This is a genomic window from Rhodococcus sp. H-CA8f, from assembly GCF_002501585.1.
Classification (GTDB): Bacteria; Actinomycetota; Actinomycetes; order Mycobacteriales; family Mycobacteriaceae; genus Rhodococcus_F; species Rhodococcus_F erythropolis.
This window is the reverse complement of sequence record NZ_CP023720.1, coordinates 3,339,056-3,354,133: the sequence shown is the minus strand read 5'-3', so window position 1 is coordinate 3,354,133 and position 15,078 is coordinate 3,339,056. Positions and strand designations below refer to the sequence as shown.

19 protein-coding genes are annotated in these 15,078 nt (G+C 62.4%); 13 read left to right on the top strand and 6 right to left on the bottom strand.

Translation table 11 applies throughout. The features are described from left to right. Nucleotides 1–80: 80 nt before the first annotated feature. On the top strand, nucleotides 81–989 hold the full coding sequence (gene pdxS / locus CPI83_RS15530; protein ID WP_020969520.1) for a pyridoxal 5'-phosphate synthase lyase subunit PdxS: 909 nt from the start codon (nucleotides 81–83) through the stop codon (nucleotides 987–989). A gap of 100 nt (nucleotides 990–1,089) precedes the next feature. Here the strand turns inward: pdxS and CPI83_RS15525 are convergent, their stop codons facing one another. Next, nucleotides 1,090–1,566 carry a RidA family protein gene (locus CPI83_RS15525; RefSeq protein ID WP_020907630.1) on the bottom strand — a complete coding sequence of 159 codons (477 nt, stop codon included), beginning with the start codon at nucleotides 1,564–1,566 and terminating at the stop codon, nucleotides 1,090–1,092. A gap of 161 nt (nucleotides 1,567–1,727) precedes the next feature. On the opposite strand from CPI83_RS15525, the gene CPI83_RS15520 reads away from it, so the two are divergent. From CPI83_RS15520 to CPI83_RS15510, 3 genes are all read left to right on the top strand, one after another. Continuing rightward, complete coding sequence (locus tag CPI83_RS15520) at nucleotides 1,728–2,150, top strand: NUDIX domain-containing protein (RefSeq protein WP_021332940.1); 423 nt, start codon at nucleotides 1,728–1,730, stop codon at nucleotides 2,148–2,150. Nucleotides 2,151–2,278: 128 nt separating this feature from the next. Further along, nucleotides 2,279–3,787, top strand: a complete 1,509-nt coding sequence (locus CPI83_RS15515) for an HNH endonuclease signature motif containing protein (protein ID WP_069146525.1) — start codon at nucleotides 2,279–2,281, stop codon at nucleotides 3,785–3,787. 114 nt (nucleotides 3,788–3,901) lie between these two features. After that, on the top strand, nucleotides 3,902–4,723 hold the full coding sequence (locus CPI83_RS15510; protein WP_019748291.1) for an acyl-CoA thioesterase II: 822 nt from the start codon (nucleotides 3,902–3,904) through the stop codon (nucleotides 4,721–4,723). A 50-nt stretch (nucleotides 4,724–4,773) separates the two neighbouring features. Here CPI83_RS15510 and CPI83_RS15505 read toward each other — a convergent pair whose 3' ends face one another. Beyond that, on the bottom strand, nucleotides 4,774–5,439 hold the full coding sequence (locus CPI83_RS15505) for a hypothetical protein (RefSeq protein WP_232816758.1): 666 nt from the start codon (nucleotides 5,437–5,439) through the stop codon (nucleotides 4,774–4,776). A 35-nt stretch (nucleotides 5,440–5,474) separates the two neighbouring features. Here CPI83_RS15505 and tesB point away from each other — a divergent pair, with 35 nt between their 5' ends. Continuing rightward, a complete protein-coding gene (tesB, locus tag CPI83_RS15500; RefSeq protein ID WP_020969525.1) occupies nucleotides 5,475–6,326 on the top strand; it encodes an acyl-CoA thioesterase II in 852 nt (283 codons plus the stop codon). Next, nucleotides 6,326–6,931 (top strand): pyridoxal 5'-phosphate synthase glutaminase subunit PdxT, encoded by a 606-nt coding sequence (gene pdxT, locus CPI83_RS15495; RefSeq protein WP_003943308.1) that lies wholly within the window; start codon nucleotides 6,326–6,328, stop codon nucleotides 6,929–6,931. The genes tesB and pdxT overlap by 1 nt, the downstream gene beginning before the upstream one ends. Nucleotides 6,932–6,956: 25 nt before the next feature. Here the strand turns inward: pdxT and CPI83_RS15490 are convergent, their stop codons facing one another. Together CPI83_RS15490 and CPI83_RS15485 are read right to left on the bottom strand one after the other, a co-directional pair. Further along, on the bottom strand, nucleotides 6,957–7,634 hold the full coding sequence (locus tag CPI83_RS15490; RefSeq protein WP_046378508.1) for a response regulator transcription factor: 678 nt from the start codon (nucleotides 7,632–7,634) through the stop codon (nucleotides 6,957–6,959). Beyond that, nucleotides 7,589–8,803: a histidine kinase gene (locus CPI83_RS15485; RefSeq protein ID WP_232816757.1), complete on the bottom strand. Its 1,215-nt coding sequence runs from the start codon at nucleotides 8,801–8,803 to the stop codon at nucleotides 7,589–7,591. The genes CPI83_RS15490 and CPI83_RS15485 overlap by 46 nt, the downstream gene beginning before the upstream one ends. Nucleotides 8,804–8,914: 111 nt before the next feature. Here CPI83_RS15485 and CPI83_RS15480 point away from each other — a divergent pair, with 111 nt between their 5' ends. Both CPI83_RS15480 and CPI83_RS15475 read left to right on the top strand, forming a co-directional pair. Then, on the top strand, nucleotides 8,915–9,115 hold the full coding sequence (locus tag CPI83_RS15480; protein WP_003943331.1) for a hypothetical protein: 201 nt from the start codon (nucleotides 8,915–8,917) through the stop codon (nucleotides 9,113–9,115). 1 nt (nucleotide 9,116) lies between these two features. Then, nucleotides 9,117–9,818: a GAP family protein gene (locus CPI83_RS15475; RefSeq protein ID WP_019748297.1), complete on the top strand. Its 702-nt coding sequence runs from the start codon at nucleotides 9,117–9,119 to the stop codon at nucleotides 9,816–9,818. Nucleotides 9,819–9,848: 30 nt separating this feature from the next. On the opposite strand, the gene CPI83_RS15470 is transcribed toward CPI83_RS15475, so the two are convergent. After that, nucleotides 9,849–10,769 (bottom strand): hypothetical protein, encoded by a 921-nt coding sequence (locus CPI83_RS15470; protein WP_097387396.1) that lies wholly within the window; start codon nucleotides 10,767–10,769, stop codon nucleotides 9,849–9,851. After that, nucleotides 10,766–11,122, bottom strand: coding sequence for a GntR family transcriptional regulator (locus tag CPI83_RS15465; RefSeq protein WP_003943322.1), 357 nt, complete (start codon nucleotides 11,120–11,122; stop codon nucleotides 10,766–10,768). Before CPI83_RS15465 ends, CPI83_RS15470 begins: the two co-directional genes overlap by 4 nt. Before the next feature lie 145 nt (nucleotides 11,123–11,267). Between CPI83_RS15465 and CPI83_RS15460 the strand changes: the two genes are divergently transcribed. The 5 genes from CPI83_RS15460 (at nucleotide 11,268) to yajC (ending at nucleotide 14,891) form a co-directional block, all read left to right on the top strand. After that, a complete protein-coding gene (locus CPI83_RS15460; RefSeq protein ID WP_007732951.1) occupies nucleotides 11,268–12,020 on the top strand; it encodes a YebC/PmpR family DNA-binding transcriptional regulator in 753 nt (250 codons plus the stop codon). A gap of 125 nt (nucleotides 12,021–12,145) precedes the next feature. Further along, nucleotides 12,146–12,715, top strand: coding sequence for a crossover junction endodeoxyribonuclease RuvC (gene ruvC, locus CPI83_RS15455; protein ID WP_020907638.1), 570 nt, complete (start codon nucleotides 12,146–12,148; stop codon nucleotides 12,713–12,715). After that, nucleotides 12,712–13,311 (top strand): Holliday junction branch migration protein RuvA, encoded by a 600-nt coding sequence (gene ruvA, locus CPI83_RS15450; protein WP_007732953.1) that lies wholly within the window; start codon nucleotides 12,712–12,714, stop codon nucleotides 13,309–13,311. The genes ruvC and ruvA overlap by 4 nt, the downstream gene beginning before the upstream one ends. Further along, the gene (gene ruvB, locus CPI83_RS15445; protein ID WP_095973598.1) at nucleotides 13,308–14,405 is read left to right on the top strand and encodes a Holliday junction branch migration DNA helicase RuvB; all 1,098 of its coding nucleotides are present in this window, start codon (nucleotides 13,308–13,310) and stop codon (nucleotides 14,403–14,405) included. Before ruvA ends, ruvB begins: the two co-directional genes overlap by 4 nt. 138 nt (nucleotides 14,406–14,543) lie before the next feature. Beyond that, nucleotides 14,544–14,891, top strand: a complete 348-nt coding sequence (gene yajC / locus CPI83_RS15440) for a preprotein translocase subunit YajC (protein ID WP_019748301.1) — start codon at nucleotides 14,544–14,546, stop codon at nucleotides 14,889–14,891. The last annotated feature ends 187 nt before the right edge of the window (nucleotides 14,892–15,078 follow it).

The window sequence follows — 15,078 nt, the reverse complement described above, 5'->3', positions numbered from 1 at the left end:
CCAGAGGCCCCCGAGCGAATGAACTCGTGTGTTCGCCGTGCCTCGTTTCTTTCGTCACGCCACTACTGCAGGAGTTTGCTGTGAGCACCCCCGACTCTGCCCCCGCCACCGCCATCGGCACCGCCCGCGTCAAGCGCGGCATGGCTGAAATGCTCAAGGGCGGTGTGATCATGGACGTGGTCACCGCTGAGCAGGCCAAGATCGCCGAAGACGCCGGCGCCGTCGCCGTCATGGCACTCGAGCGGGTCCCCGCAGACATTCGCGCACAGGGCGGCGTCTCGCGCATGAGTGACCCGGACATGATCGACAGCATCATCTCCACCGTCAGCATCCCCGTCATGGCGAAGGCACGCATCGGTCACTTCGTCGAAGCGCAGATCCTGCAGAGCCTCGGCGTCGACTACATCGACGAGTCCGAGGTCCTGACCCCGGCCGACTACGCCAACCACATCGACAAGTGGAAGTTCACCGCTCCCTTCGTGTGTGGCGCCACCAACCTCGGTGAAGCGCTCCGTCGCATCAACGAAGGCGCGGCCATGATCCGCTCGAAGGGTGAAGCCGGCACCGGAGACGTCTCCAACGCCACCACACACATGCGCACCATCCGCGGCGAGATCCGCCGGTTGACCTCGCTGAGCGAGGACGAACTGTACGTAGCCGCCAAGGAACTGCAGGCCCCGTACGAACTGGTCGTCGAGGTCGCCAAGGCAGGCAAGCTGCCTGTCACCATGTTCACCGCCGGCGGCATCGCCACCCCGGCAGACGCTGCGATGATGATGCAGCTCGGCGCCGAAGGCGTGTTCGTCGGATCGGGCATCTTCAAGTCCGGCAACCCGAAGCAGCGCGCCGAGGCCATCGTCAAGGCCACCACGTTCTACGACGACCCGGACGTGCTCGCCAAGGTCTCGCGCGGACTCGGCGAGGCAATGGTCGGCATCAACGTCGACGACCTGCCCGTCGGACACCGCCTCGCAGAGCGTGGTTGGTGACAGCAGGTCCAATGACCGGGCTCAGTGCCTGAAAGTCTTTACACAAGAAGGGGCGGCGGTTGCATTGGCAACCGCCGCCCCTTCGGGGTGTGGCGGACCGTCAGATGCTGTCCGATACCTCGAACACGAACTCGACCTCGACGGCACTGTTTCGGGGGAGTTCGGCCACGCCGATCGCAGAGCGGGCGTGTTGTCCAGCGGTACCGAAGATCTCGGCCAGCAGGTCGGACGCACCGTTGATCACCTGGGGTTGCTGCGAGAATCCGGATCCCGAAGCAACAAATCCAACGACCTTGACGACCCGAACGATGCGGTCGAGACCGACCAAGGCATCAACGGCCGCGAGTCCGTTGAGAGTGCACAACCGCGCCGCCTGGGCGGCGTCTTCGACGGAGACGCCCTCGCCCAACTTGCCGATGCACGTCGTAGTGCCGTCGACGAGCGGCAATTGCCCCGATGTGTAGACGTATGACCCCGTCTGAACGGCGGGGAGGTATGAGCCTGCGGGGGTGGCAACAGGCGGGAGGGTCAGGTCGAGTGCGGCGAGTCGTGCGGTCCAGGTATTTGCGTCGTTCATCGGTTCCTCAATGGGTTCTTTTGTCCGGGAATGGTGTTCGAGTCTGTCATCGGGAGTCTCGGCAAGTCCAAGTCGTATTTGCGCCCACCCCATCACTTTTGGTGATATTCGCCGTCGTCGGATTCAAATGGTGTTCGAGTTGGCCACCTAAACTGTGTCGTATGTCGTCAATTCGTAACATCTCACTGGGGATACCTGTCCGTTCCGGTCATGTACTCATGCTCGACGGCACGGACTCTGTCACGGGGGAGAACTTTCATCGATTGATCGGTGGCGGTATCGAGTTCGGTGAGACGGCCGAGGCAGCGCTGCGACGCGAGTTCGCGGAGGAACTCGGTGTCAGGTTGGGAAGCGTCGAGTTGCTCGAGGTCGTCGAGAACATCTTCGAGTTCGAGGGGCGACCTGGGCATGAGATTGTCCATGTCTTTGCAGTCGACTCAGCTGACATCGATGCGTTTCCGCTCGACGTGCAACTCCGAGTCCTCGACGAAGGTAGTCCAGTCCACTGGGTATTGAGTGGTGGGTCCGACCGCCCTATCTACCCGGCCGAAGCTGCCCGCATTATCAACGCCCTGGTTCAGTAGGGGAATCCGTTGCCGGAACACGAGTGGCCGCAAAGGTTGCTCCGCAACAATTTTCGGTCAATCGGGATTGTTCGGACTGATTCCTGGAAATCATGGCTATCGAACGTATATTCGAATAATGTTGAGGAATGTTCGATGACGGAGCAGGAAGTTCGGGTACCGCAGCGCTGCTGTCCGGTGCCGAATCCGACTGCGCCCTCATCGATCTCATCGCCGATCTGCATGCGCGCGAATCGATGCTCGTGGAACGGAAACTGGCTGCCATTGCCGAGTTTTTCGAGCGTCGCAGCGCTGACCACACCGATAATGGTGCTTGGTCGTCTACCGCTCACGAACTGGCTGAGGCCGAGCTCGGCGCGGCATTGACCATGGGCCGTGCCTCAGCGGGAAAGTTGATCGGTCTCGGCTTTTCTCTCAAGTCTCGGCTCCATCGCACGCGTGCCGCCATGGCGCGCGGAGAACTGGATCTGTATCGAGTTGGATTGATCGACTCCGCTACGGCCAACGTCGCTGACGATTTGATCGACGAGGTGGAACGGCAACTCCTCGAAAAGATCTCGGCGCCACCGATGCCTGGCGGTACCGGCTTGACCGGTCGCCGATTGACAGCGGCTATCGACCGGATCGTCGCCGTGGTGGATCCCGAGGGGATACGCGAACGTCGACGCCGCGCCTTGGCTGATCGGTTCGTGGGTGTGAGCGCTGCCGAGGACGGAATGGCGCGGATATTGGGGAGTATTCCGGCGGAGGAAGCACGGGCTTTCGACCGTCGGTTGCGGGAGTTGGCAATGTCGGTGTGTCGACACGATTCCCGTAAGTACGAGCAACGACGAGCTGACGCATTGGGAGCGTTGGTATCCGGGTCGACGATTCTGCCGTGTGATTGCGGCCGGGACGAGTGCCCACAAGATCGAAGCGGGATTGTGGTGGTGCGTCGGCCGTTGGTTCACGTGGTCATGCTGGAATCAACTCTTCAGGGCGGTGACGCACCAGGTGCAGACGAACCCGCTCACCTTGACGGTTATGGAGTGATCAGTGCAGAGCATGCGCGTGACATCGCCGCGGGTGCGCTGATTCGGAAGGTGAAAGTACCAGTCGATGCCGCGCTCGAGTCTTCCGGTGAGGGCGAGCCAGTACCTCCGCCCGTTGTTCCTTCGGCGTCGGTCTACCGCCCAGGCGCTGTCCTCGACACCTGGGTGCGGGTGATCGCAGGAAGCTGCCAGTGGTTGCACTGCGATGTCGCTGCATGGAATTCAGATCTTGATCACACGGAGCCCTTTGATCATCGCGATCCCACTCGTGGTGGAAAGACCGTGGCGTCGAATATGAGTGCGTATTGTCGAAACCATCACCGCCTCAAGCATTCCGGTCAGTGGTTGCACATCTCGAACCCGGACCGGAGTGTCATGCTGACCTCGCCGACCGGACATTGCTACCGAACCAGGCCGTCAGGTCTGCTGGCGGGAATGCTCGAGCCTGTACTGCCCGAGGGTGGTCGGCGTCGGCGCACACGTCTGGAGAACAAGGCCTCTCGTGTGCGGGGTGAGCGCCGGCGTCAGCGGATACGGATGCACCGGCGGATGAAGAAGGCACAGAGGAGGACCTTCGACGGCGGAGACGATCCACCGCCGTTCTGAGTCGATGCGCCCCGTCGCTCAGTGTTTTCGGATGCCCACTTTGGTGGCCGGGGGTGCGTCAGGCATTGTGTGAAGGTCGGTAGACGTCGGTACACGGGAAGATGTGGAGCATCGATGGCGAGGATCGAAGAAATTCTGGAGTTGGAACGCCTCGAGCGTGACATCTTTCGAGGAATCATCGCGGAGACCACCCTGACCCGCACTTTCGGCGGCCAGGTCGCCGGCCAGGCATTGGTGTCGGCGGTACGCACGGTCGATCCGGCCTATTCAGTTCATTCGTTGCACGGATACTTCCTGCGTCCGGGCAATCCGATGGAGCCGACGGTCTTTCTGGTCGATCGTGTTCGGGACGGTCGATCGTTCGCGACCCGCTTGGTCACCGGAATTCAAGACGGGCAAGCCATTTTCACGATGTCGGCATCCTTCCACGTCCAAGACGAAGGCATCGAGCACCAGGACGAGATGCCACCGGTCCCTGACCCCGAGACCTTGGCCATCGCCCAGGATTCGGAAGATCCCGAGACTGCGTGGTTGGCTCGCGAGTGGTCCGATTGGGACCTCCGGATGGTGCCGAAGGCCGACATCAACAAACGTCCAGGCGCTGCCGCACAGCAGCAAGTATGGTTCCGTTCCCGCGAGGCTCTCCCGGACGACCCGGTATTTCACGTGTGCACGCTTGCGTACATGAGCGACATGACGCTGCTCGGATCTTCCCGAGGCCCTCACATGGACGTCGCCATGCAAAGCGCCTCGCTCGATCACGCCATGTGGTTCCTGCGGCCGTTCCGGGCCGACGAGTGGCTGTTGTACGACCAGACGTCGCCGTCAGCGGGCTTCGGTCGCGCATTGACGCAGGGACGGATCTTCGACAGCCGAGGAAACATGGTTGCTGCAGTCGTCCAGGAAGGCCTGACCAGGCTGTATCGCCCGAAGTGAGGTCGGCCGAATTGAGGTCGCCTGAAGTGAGATCAATCGCAGTGAGACCTTCAGGGGCGAGACCGCACCGCAGGCCGGGCCGGATGGTCGTACCTGACCTCGAAATCGACCTCCTCGGACACCTCTGATCGGTGTTCGAGGAGTGCGTCGACGGTCCACAGATCCGCCTCCGGTGTGTGCCGCCGCATGGCAGCTTCGCTCATGTCCAGGCGGACGCTGACGTCGAACTCCAGCCCACGCCCGAGCAACATCGGACCGGCGATCACGATGACCGCGCGCTCATGGACGGGGACGCGGGTCGAGCGAGCCGATCGATCGGTGGGTTCGTCCCAGAGTTTCGGCAAGAACGCTCGTTTGGTGCGGGCGGCGGTGATCACTTCACGATCGAGTGCCGGATAGTCGAACCAGATGGTGCGGTAACTCAGCGCATCCTCGTGACCGAACTCGTATCGCAGCGAAGCCGGCCGCACGTAGTCGTGCAGTGACACAACAGCACTCGGCCTGCTGTGCGACTCGACGGCGGCCCGGACCAGTTCCGCGAGCCGAGACGGCTGCGCACAATCAGGTCCGTCGATCGCTACTACCGCCACCGACGGAAATGATCCGGTCAGCGTTGCGATCTGCTCGGCCAGGGCGAGGGGAGTGGACGGGATGAATGTGCTCACGCCCACCATGGTGCCGTGCCCGCTCGCCGAGGCGATATTGTGAACCGTCATCGCGCCCACTGCGGCGGTCTATTTCCGGAGGACTCATGGTTGGTATCGAGGAGATCCTCGCGCTCGAACACCTGGAGAAGGACATCTTCCGTGGTGCGGTCCATCCCACCGCACTTCAACGGACGTTCGGCGGGCAGGTTGCCGGGCAGTCTCTGGTTTCTGCCGTGAGCACCGTCGACGAGAGCTACCACGTGCACTCGTTGCACGGATACTTCCTGCGCCCGGGCAACCCGAAGATTCCGACGGTCTACCTGGTGGACCGCATCCGCGACGGGCGCTCGTTCTGCACCCGCCGGGTGAACGCAGTCCAAGACGGCAAGACGATCTTCACGATGTCGGCCTCGTTCCACGTCGAGGACGAAGGTATCGAGCATCAGGATCGGATGCCTTACGTTCCGGCGCCGGAGGACTTGCAGGACGCGCAGACCGTTCCCAAGTTGGCGGAATCGCAGTTCTACCAAGAGTGGAAGAACTGGGACATCAGAATTGTGCCGGCCGAGCAGAGTGCGTCAGCGCCGGATCTCGCCGCACAACAGCGCGTGTGGATGCGCTACCGCGAGGCTCTGCCGGATCGTCCGCTGTTGCACATCTGCACGCTTGCGTACCTCAGTGACATGACCCTGCTCGGAACTTCGAAAGTCCCGCACCGGGGCGTGAAGACGCAGACTGCTTCGCTCGATCACGCGATGTGGTTCCTGCGTCCGTTCCGGGCCGACGAGTGGTTGCTCTACGACCAGACATCGCCGTCGGCAGGTTTCGGTCGCGCGCTCACTCAAGGGCGTATCTACGATCGCGATGGCAACATGGTGGCAGCGGTGGTTCAGGAGGGTTTGACGCGTCTGGAACGCGAACCCGACAGCCGTGAGAACAAGACAGGAACTGTGTGATGACGCGTCCGTTGATCGGTGTACTCGCTCTCCAGGGTGATGTTCGCGAGCACCTTGCTGCACTTGATGATTCGGGTGCGGATGCCGTGGGTGTCCGTCGGCCGGAGGAGCTGGACAAGGTAGACGGAATCGTGATTCCGGGTGGCGAATCCACCACCATGAGCCGGCTTCTGCAGGTGTTCGAACTGTTGGATCCGCTGCGTGAGCGTCTTCGCGGCGGTCTGCCGGCCTACGGTTCGTGTGCCGGCATGATTCTGCTGGCGAGCGAGGTACTCGACACCCGGCCGGACGCCGAACATCTCGGCGCCATCGACATGACGGTGCGCCGCAACGCTTTCGGCAGACAGGTCGATTCTTTCGAGTCCGACCTGGAGTTCGAGGGCATCATCGGAGATCCCATCCGCGCCGTCTTCATCCGCGCGCCGTGGGTGGAGCGAGTTGGACCGGGCGTGGAGGTCCTTGCGCAGGTTCCCGCCGCCGCGGGGGAGGCCGCGGGCCGGATCGTCGCGGTTCGGCAGGGCTCGGTGATCGCTACTTCTTTCCATCCCGAGGTAACCGGTGACCGTCGAGTGCACGAGATGTTCGTCGATCTGGTTCGCGGATAACTCGAGTAGTCAGCCTCGTCCGAACCTACAGCTCCAGTTCGCGGGCAAGGATCGCCGCCTGTACGCGTGAGGTGAGGTGCAACTTCGACAGAACTCGCGACACGTGCGACTTCACCGTCGGAGCACCGACACCGAGTTCACGCGACAGTTCGGCATTGGACATACCCGTCCCCAACAGCGCGAGCACCTCGCGTTCTCGGTCGGTGAGCTCGCTCAATCCCAGCGGTTCGGTGGGTTTGGGTGCACGCTGCACGAACTCGCCGATCAGTGCACGCGCCGCGCGAGGAGCGAGCACTGCATCTCCGGCCGCGACGTTGCGGATAGCGCTGGTCAGCTCGTCCGCGGTCGCAGTCTTGAGCAGAAATCCCGACGCGCCGGCGCGCAAGGCCGCGAAGACGTATTCGTCGAGGTCGAAGGTGGTCAACACCAGAACCCGGCTGCGGGTCGTCCCGATGATCTGACGCGTCGCCTCGATGCCGTCGGTGCCTGGCATCCGGACGTCCATGAGTACGACGTCGGGTTGATGCGTGCGGGTGACGGTGATCGCCGACGCTCCGTCACCGGCTTCTGCAACGACATCGATGTCGTCGTGCTGCCGCAGGATCATCGCCAGGCCGGAGCGGATCGCGGCGTGGTCGTCGACCAGGGCGACGGTGATCACCGATCCGTTCCGTTCGGTGCGGGGACCGGTAGCTGTGCGCATACCGTCCATTCTCCGTCGACCGGAAGTGCGTCGAGTGAACCGCCCAGCAGCTCGGCGCGGTGACGCATGTTTGCAAGTCCGCGCGTTCCTGCTCGCGGATGGGATGTGTCGGGACCGACGGGGTTTCGGATCTCGATCTGTAATGCATTGTGCTGGAGAGAGATCGACATCGAGATCGGCGCACCGGGCGCATGTTTGAGTGCGTTGGTCAAGGCTTCCTGGGTGATCCGATACGCCGTGTGATCGACCACGCTCGGCAGGTCGGCAGCATCGACGTCGATCGCAACGTGCACAGTGCCGCCGGCTGCCCGAACTGCGTCCAGGACGACGGGCAACTCGGTCAGCCGCGGGGGAGAGGAACGCGGGTCCGGGGTCTCGTCGTCCCCGGCGTGGAGCAGTTCGATCATCGACCGCATCTCGGAAAGGCCCGCGAGACTGCTCGATCTGATCGCTCCGATCATCTCCCGCAAGCCGTCGTCTGGTTCGCCCCGTTCACCGGAGAGAGCTGAGGTGGACAGTGCTGCCTCCGAGTGGATTGCGATGGCGGAGAGGTGGCTTGCGATGACGTCGTGAAGATCGCGCGCCATGGTTGCTCGTTCGTGAGCGACTGCGGCCTCGCGGTCCAGAGTGGCGAGTGCTTCGTGGACTCTGGAACGCTCGCGTTCGGCCTCGGTCAGTTCGACTTGTCGACGGATGACCAGTGCCCACCACACCGGTGTACCGAAGAACAGAGCGGTCACGACGCCTGCCCCAGCCGCAGCGCGGACGTCCTGGGTGGACAGGTAGACGAGTGCGGTGAGCGCGGCAACCGTCACCGCGGTCAGAGAACACACCACTCGGCCCAGCCGCGCCGTCCCGTACAGAACTGCGGCGTAGGTGAGATCCGAGAGGACCAGCCACATCGGCAGAGTGGGTCCCAGGGCGGCGTCGACCGCGACGATGACGGCCCCCGCCGCCAAGGCCGTTGCCGGACGCACCCGTCGGAACGAGTCGATCGCACACAGCAGAGCCAGCATCCCGATCCGAACCCCGGCGGGAACGTCGGCGACACCTCCGACATCGGTCCACATTTGGTACAGGCCGACCAGGTAGAGGAGTACCCCGATCGCGAACAGGCCGAAGGCGATGAGCGGATCGTTCCACTTGCCGACACTCCGACTTCTGGTCACCACAGACTTATCAGAGCACATCGGGGCGCCTGACTTGTCATACCAAATGATGAGGTCGGCGTTGTTCTGATGGCTGATGTGCGGATTCGATAGAGAAGACAGGCTCGACGTATGAAAATTCGCTTCGAGTTGATGATCGGCATTCTCTTGGTCGTCGGTGGCGGCTGTCTGTGGCTGTTCGCGCGTGACGCCGAGTTCTTCTGGTTTCGCGGCGGACCACTCGGCGTGATCCTCGCGATCATCGGTGCCTTCGACATCGTGAATGCAGTCCGAACGAGGGAGACAGCGATACCCGAGCGCCGAAACGACTGACGTGGAACTCGTCCTGCTCACCACGCTGGGCGGGCTCGCCCTGCTGGACAGTACGAGCATCGGAACTTTGGTCGTCCCGGTCTGGATGTTGTTGATGCCGGGACGACCGCAGGTTCGCAGGCTGCTGACGTATCTGGTGGTCATCACGACGTTCTATTTTGTTGTCGGGGTGGCAGTCTGGACGACGGCACGGGCAGGTATGCCTGTCGTCGCCCCGCTGCTCGAAACCCCCGCCGCCCGCGGTGCGCAGTTGATACTCGGTATCGCGTTGTTCGCGTGGAGCTTTCGATTCGATTCCGAGAAGAGGCGCACATCCGGTCAAGCCGATCGAACCCATGTTTGGCGAGAGCGGGTGCTCGGCTCGGCCAGTTCCGCGAGAAGTGTTGTACTTCTGGCAATTGCTGCCGGGACCGCCGAATTGGTGACGATGCTGCCCTACTTGGCGGCGATCGCGATGATCACCGCTGCTGGGCTGTCCGCAGTCACGTCTGCGTCGATACTTGCCGGATACTGCCTGATCATGGCCACTCCGGCAGTGCTTCTGTTGTGCGGGCGGATCGTGGCCGGCGACCGACTGGACAAGCCGCTGAGCGGGGTGGACTCGTTCATTTCACGCCACGGCGACAGCGCGATGGGTTGGGTGTTCGGCATTGCCGGCTTCTACCTCGCCGGCAATGCCGCTGCCGTGTTGTTCGTGAATTGACGTTGTTCGTAAATTGACGTTGTTCGTGAATCAACCAGCCTGAACCAACGAATTGATCAGCTTCACACCGTCTTCCGGGTGATCGACGGTTACGGCGAACAGTCGTCCGTTCTCGAGAGTGACCACGATGGCCTCACCCGAGCGGAGAGTGACGGCTGTTCCGCGCGGTGTCATTCGGTAACCCCATCCACCCCATTCGGCCGGACGTATCGCGTCGACTGATGCGGACTTCACCTTCGAGATGGGGATCTTCTTCCATCGAACGCCCCAGGAACTGATGCCGACACCATGACGGTCGACGCGCACGGTGACCGACGCGAATGCTGTGACGGCGAGGGTGGACACACCCAGGATCACGGCAACCCACCAATCCGAGTACGCGGCAGTCGCGATCACGAGAACTACGAGGCCGGCGGTAACGATCCACGGCCAGACGCTGCGGACCTGCCCGACCCACACTGCACGTTCGGAGGCCGTCAGCGGAGTATCGAGCGTCGGGGTTGGCAGTGGCGACTCCCGGCGGCTTCGTTGCTGGTCAGGCAGCGCGTATGCCAGAACTCCTACGAGTACCGCCGCGATCGGCGCAAGAATCCACCAGCCGATACGCGCGTCTTCCGGCGACCCGGCGTCGATCGTCAGGGCGACGCTCAGAATCCAGATCGTCGCCAGTGTCGCACTCGAGATCGAGGTTACGGCGAGAAACAAGGGCGCGTTGTCGCTCGAACGGGCCGCGACGACACACGCGCAAACGACTGCCACCAGTGAAATCACCAGCGCGATGGAGAAAAATGTCGTCGTGGTGCTGAACCCGTCCGGGGTCGATCCGGACCAATGGCTCGCGACGGTTTCGGGTAGGCGGTCACCCCACGCGAAGCGTGCGAGAACCAGAATCAGGGTCGGGATCAGAGTCAGCGAAGCTGCTGTCCAGAGTCGGATCTTGCTGGTCGTCATTGTGTGCTGGTCTCCTTGATGAGGTCGAGCATGTGCGCAGTGTCGAGTCCGAGATTTCGGGCCTGCCGTACGAACTCGCGCGCAGATTCGTTGAGAGCTGTTCTTCCCGAGTCGAATTCGGCGCGAATGACGGCGCCACGTCCGCGTCGGAGGTCGATCAGGCCTTCGTCGCGGAGTGTTGCGTACGCACGAAGAACCGTGTGGAGATTGACGTCGATCGACTCGGCGAGAGCGCGAGCGGACGGCAGGCGGTCACCTGGACCGATCTCACCGCGGATGACCGAGCCACGAACCCCGGCTGCGATCTGCTCCGCGAGTGGAGTTGTGGAGGCGTGATCTATTCGGACCAACATGTTTGCATTCTATGCAAACAATGCGCGGTTTGACTAATTCGTGTCGGGGGATGCAGCGAGTTGTGACGTGGGACGGGTAACATCGGCAGAGCTGAAAGACGCGCATTCGGCGTGCGCAACGCAGCAGGAAAGGGGCTTGAATCGCATGAGCGGCCACTCAAAATGGGCCACCACCAAGCACAAGAAGGCTGTGATCGACGCACGTCGTGGCAAATCCTTCGCGAAGCTGATCAAGAACATCGAGGTGGCGGCACGAACCGGCGGTGGCGATCCCACGGGCAACCCCACCTTGTACGACGCCATCCAGAAGGCGAAGAAGACGTCTGTTCCCAATGACAACATCGAGCGTGCGCGCAAGCGCGGCGCCGGTGAAGAAGCGGGCGGCGCAGACTGGCAGACCATCATGTACGAGGGCTACGGACCCAACGGCGTCGCCGTTCTGATCGAGTGCCTCACCGACAACCGCAACCGCGCAGCCGGTGAAGTTCGCACCGCGATGACCCGTAACGGTGGCAACCTCGCTGACCCGGGTTCCGTCTCCTACCTGTTTGCTCGCAAGGGCGTCGTCACGCTCGAGAAGAACGGCCAGTCGGAGGACGACGTCCTGATGGCTGTGCTCGACGCCGGTGCCGAGGAGGTCACCGATCTCGGTGAAACCTTCGAAATCGTCAGTGAGCCACAGGATCTGGTTGCCGTCCGTTCGGCACTTCAGGAAGCCGGCATCGACTACGACTCCGCTGAAGCCGATTTCCGCGCTTCCGTCGAGGTTCCCTTGGATGTCGACGGCGCACGCAAGATCTTCAAGCTCGTCGACGCGCTCGAAGACTCTGACGACGTGCAGAACGTCTACACCAACATCGATCTGTCCGACGAGGTTCTCGCGGCTCTCGAAGACTGATTGCTTTTCAACTCAACCCGGCCCTGACGTCCGCGTCTCGGCCGGGTTGCGTGTTGATGCGGGGTAGTAGGCCCGCGCACCGCTAAGCTATCGAACAGCTGTTCGGTATGGAGAGGTGTGACAAAGTGCGCGTGCTCGGAGTGGACCCAGGCTTGACTCGCTGCGGTTTGGGTGTGGTCGACGGGAGCAACGGCAGGAAAGTGCGCCCCATTGCCGTCGACGTGGTGCGGACCCCGCCCGAGATGGACCTCGGGTCTCGGCTACTGCGAATCTCCGATGCGGCGGAGCTGTGGATCGAGCAGTACAAGCCGGAGGTCGTCGCGATCGAGCGTGTATTCGCGCAGCACAACGTCAGTACCGCGATGGGCACGGCGCAAGCAGGCGGAGTTGTCGCGCTCGCTGCCGCCAGACGCGGCATCCCGGTGTGTTTCCACACGCCCAGCGAGGTGAAGGCCGCCGTTACCGGCAGCGGTAACGCCGACAAGGCGCAGGTCACCGCGATGGTGACGCGAATCCTGAACTTGAAGACGGCGCCGAAACCGGCTGACGCCGCTGACGCTCTGGCGCTCGCGATCTGTCACTGCTGGCGAGCACCGATGATCGAGCGAATGGCCCGGGCCGAGGCGATGGCCGCTGAACAAATGCGTAAGTATCAGGCAAAATTGGCCGAGATGAAGAAGGCAGGTTCACGATGATCGCGTCGGTACGCGGCGAGGTACTCGATATTGCGCTCGACCACGCGGTCATCGAAGCGTCAGGTGTCGGCTATCGGGTCAATGCCACCCCGGTGACTCTCGGTGCACTGCACCGGGGAAGCGAAGCGCGACTGTTCACGACGATGATCGTTCGCGAAGACTCGATGACGCTCTACGGTTTTTCCGATACCGAGTCGAAGGACCTGTTCAGCCTCTTGCAGACGGTTTCCGGAGTCGGACCGCGCCTGGCGATGGCAACTCTTGCAGTGCTCGAACCGGACGCATTGCGGCGGGCACTCTCGGAAGGCAACCTGACGGCGTTGACGAGGGTCCCCGGTATCGGGAAACGCGGCGCCGAGCGCATGGTCGTCGAACTGCGCGACAAGGTCGACGCCGTCGCGACGACGGCCGGCGCGGCTTCCGGTGTCGTCGTCGGCAGTTCGATCCGTGATCAGATCGTCGAGGCTCTCGAAGGTCTGGGCTTCCCGATCAAGCAGGCCGAGCAGGCCACGGATTCGGTCCTGGCGGAATCGCCCGAGGCCACTACGTCGGTAGCACTGCGTTCTGCTCTGTCGCTGCTCGGTAAGACTCGATGAACTTCGACCCGATCGACGATTTCGAAGACGAGTCGCAGGTCTCTGCCGAATTGGTGGCGGGAGACGGCGATGTCGAAGCGAGTTTGCGTCCCAAGAGTCTCGACGACTTCATCGGGCAACCCCGTGTTCGCGAACAACTGCAGCTCGTGCTCACCGGAGCAAAACTTCGCGGCAGCACACCTGATCACATCCTGATGTCCGGTCCCCCCGGGCTCGGCAAGACGTCGATGGCGATGATCATCGCGGGGGAGTTGGGCTCTTCTCTACGGTTGACGTCCGGACCGGCGCTCGAACGCGCCGGAGACCTGGCCGCGATGCTGAGCAACCTCGTCGAGGGTGACGTGCTGTTCATCGACGAGATTCACCGAATCGCTCGTCCGGCCGAGGAGATGTTGTACCTGGCGATGGAAGACTTCCGTGTCGACGTCGTCGTCGGTAAGGGGCCGGGTGCCACGTCGATTCCTCTGGAGGTTGCACCGTTCACGCTGGTCGGTGCGACTACGCGGTCAGGTGCGCTGACCGGTCCGTTGCGCGACCGCTTCGGGTTCACCGCTCACATGGATTTCTACGAACCCGAAGAGCTGCAACAGATTCTGATGCGTTCGGCCGGAATTCTGGGAGTCAATCTCGAAGTTGACGCCGGGGCCGAAATCGCACGACGCTCGCGAGGGACGCCGCGTATCGCGAACCGATTGCTGCGCCGGGTTCGTGACTTCGCCGAGGTTCGCGCCGACGGAATCGTCACGATGGACGTCGCTCAGGCGGCCTTGGCTGTCTACGACGTGGACCAGTTGGGCTTGGACCGTCTCGACCGATCCGTACTGAGTGCGTTGGTGCGGTCGTTCGGCGGCGGGCCCGTCGGCGTGTCGACGCTTGCGGTGGCCGTCGGCGAGGAACCGTCGACGGTGGAAGAAGTGTGCGAGCCGTTCCTGGTTCGGGCCGGGATGATCGCCCGGACGCCGCGAGGACGCGTGGCTACCGCCGCTGCCTGGACTCAACTCGGAATGACACCGCCGCCGGATGCCGCAGCGGGCGGTATCGAGGTTCGTGTCAACGAACCGCAGGCCACGTTGTTCGATCCGAACGGAGAGTGAATTTCGACTGGAAAGGCCTACTTGAACGGCCGATCTGTCAGGAATCCTCAGCAACTAATGGCACACTGGTGTATTGCGTAGGTCCATCCGGGACCATCGCGGCGTAAAACGTGCAACACAACCGAGGTTGATCAACACATGTCGAGTTTGCTTTTCCCACTCTTGATCCTCGCACTGCTGGTGCCCATGTTCCTGGGCATGCGCAAGCAGAAGAAGGCTTTGGCTGCCACTTCCGAGATGCAGGACTCGCTGCAGGTCGGCGATCGAGTGCAGACCACGGCCGGGCTCTATGCCACGATTGCTTCTCTGGACGACGACACCGTGGACCTCGAGATCGCCGACGGTGTCATCACCACCTGGTCGCGTCTGGTCATCCGTGAGCGCGTTGTCGAGACGACCGAAACCGACGAGTACGACGACGACTCGGTTTCCGAGATCGAAGAATCAGCTGCTGACACCGAAATCCGGCTCACCAAGGAGTCCTGACTTCGTCGACCTGGCACGTGTTCTAGAGTTGTGAACTCGGACACACGTCCAGATCGGTTGGTCTGTAGTAGTTCTTTCATCGGAGTAGTTCTTTCACCAGCAGCTCAGTTCATCCCGTTGATCAATCGTTGCAGTTCGAACGCCGCAGCTCGGGTGGTCGTCGACCGCCCGAGCCCTGCATTTACTG

What these genes read in the sequence shown, in the direction of transcription:
- CPI83_RS15525 (WP_020907630.1), bottom strand. Translation starts at nt 1,566, where the DNA reads ATGAACGACGCAAATACCTGGACCGCACGACTCGCCGCACTCGACCTG.
- CPI83_RS15520 (WP_021332940.1), top strand. Translation starts at nt 1,728, where the DNA reads ATGTCGTCAATTCGTAACATCTCACTGGGGATACCTGTCCGTTCCGGT.
- CPI83_RS15515 (WP_069146525.1), top strand. Translation starts at nt 2,279, where the DNA reads ATGTTCGATGACGGAGCAGGAAGTTCGGGTACCGCAGCGCTGCTGTCC.
- CPI83_RS15510 (WP_019748291.1), top strand. Translation starts at nt 3,902, where the DNA reads ATGGCGAGGATCGAAGAAATTCTGGAGTTGGAACGCCTCGAGCGTGAC.
- CPI83_RS15505 (WP_232816758.1), bottom strand. Translation starts at nt 5,439, where the DNA reads ATGACGGTTCACAATATCGCCTCGGCGAGCGGGCACGGCACCATGGTG.
- tesB (WP_020969525.1), top strand. Translation starts at nt 5,475, where the DNA reads ATGGTTGGTATCGAGGAGATCCTCGCGCTCGAACACCTGGAGAAGGAC.
- pdxT (WP_003943308.1), top strand. Translation starts at nt 6,326, where the DNA reads ATGACGCGTCCGTTGATCGGTGTACTCGCTCTCCAGGGTGATGTTCGC.
- CPI83_RS15490 (WP_046378508.1), bottom strand. Translation starts at nt 7,634, where the DNA reads ATGCGCACAGCTACCGGTCCCCGCACCGAACGGAACGGATCGGTGATC.
- CPI83_RS15480 (WP_003943331.1), top strand. Translation starts at nt 8,915, where the DNA reads ATGAAAATTCGCTTCGAGTTGATGATCGGCATTCTCTTGGTCGTCGGT.
- CPI83_RS15470 (WP_097387396.1), bottom strand. Translation starts at nt 10,769, where the DNA reads ATGACGACCAGCAAGATCCGACTCTGGACAGCAGCTTCGCTGACTCTG.
- CPI83_RS15465 (WP_003943322.1), bottom strand. Translation starts at nt 11,122, where the DNA reads ATGTTGGTCCGAATAGATCACGCCTCCACAACTCCACTCGCGGAGCAG.
- CPI83_RS15460 (WP_007732951.1), top strand. Translation starts at nt 11,268, where the DNA reads ATGAGCGGCCACTCAAAATGGGCCACCACCAAGCACAAGAAGGCTGTG.
- ruvA (WP_007732953.1), top strand. Translation starts at nt 12,712, where the DNA reads ATGATCGCGTCGGTACGCGGCGAGGTACTCGATATTGCGCTCGACCAC.
- ruvB (WP_095973598.1), top strand. Translation starts at nt 13,308, where the DNA reads ATGAACTTCGACCCGATCGACGATTTCGAAGACGAGTCGCAGGTCTCT.
- yajC (WP_019748301.1), top strand. Translation starts at nt 14,544, where the DNA reads ATGTCGAGTTTGCTTTTCCCACTCTTGATCCTCGCACTGCTGGTGCCC.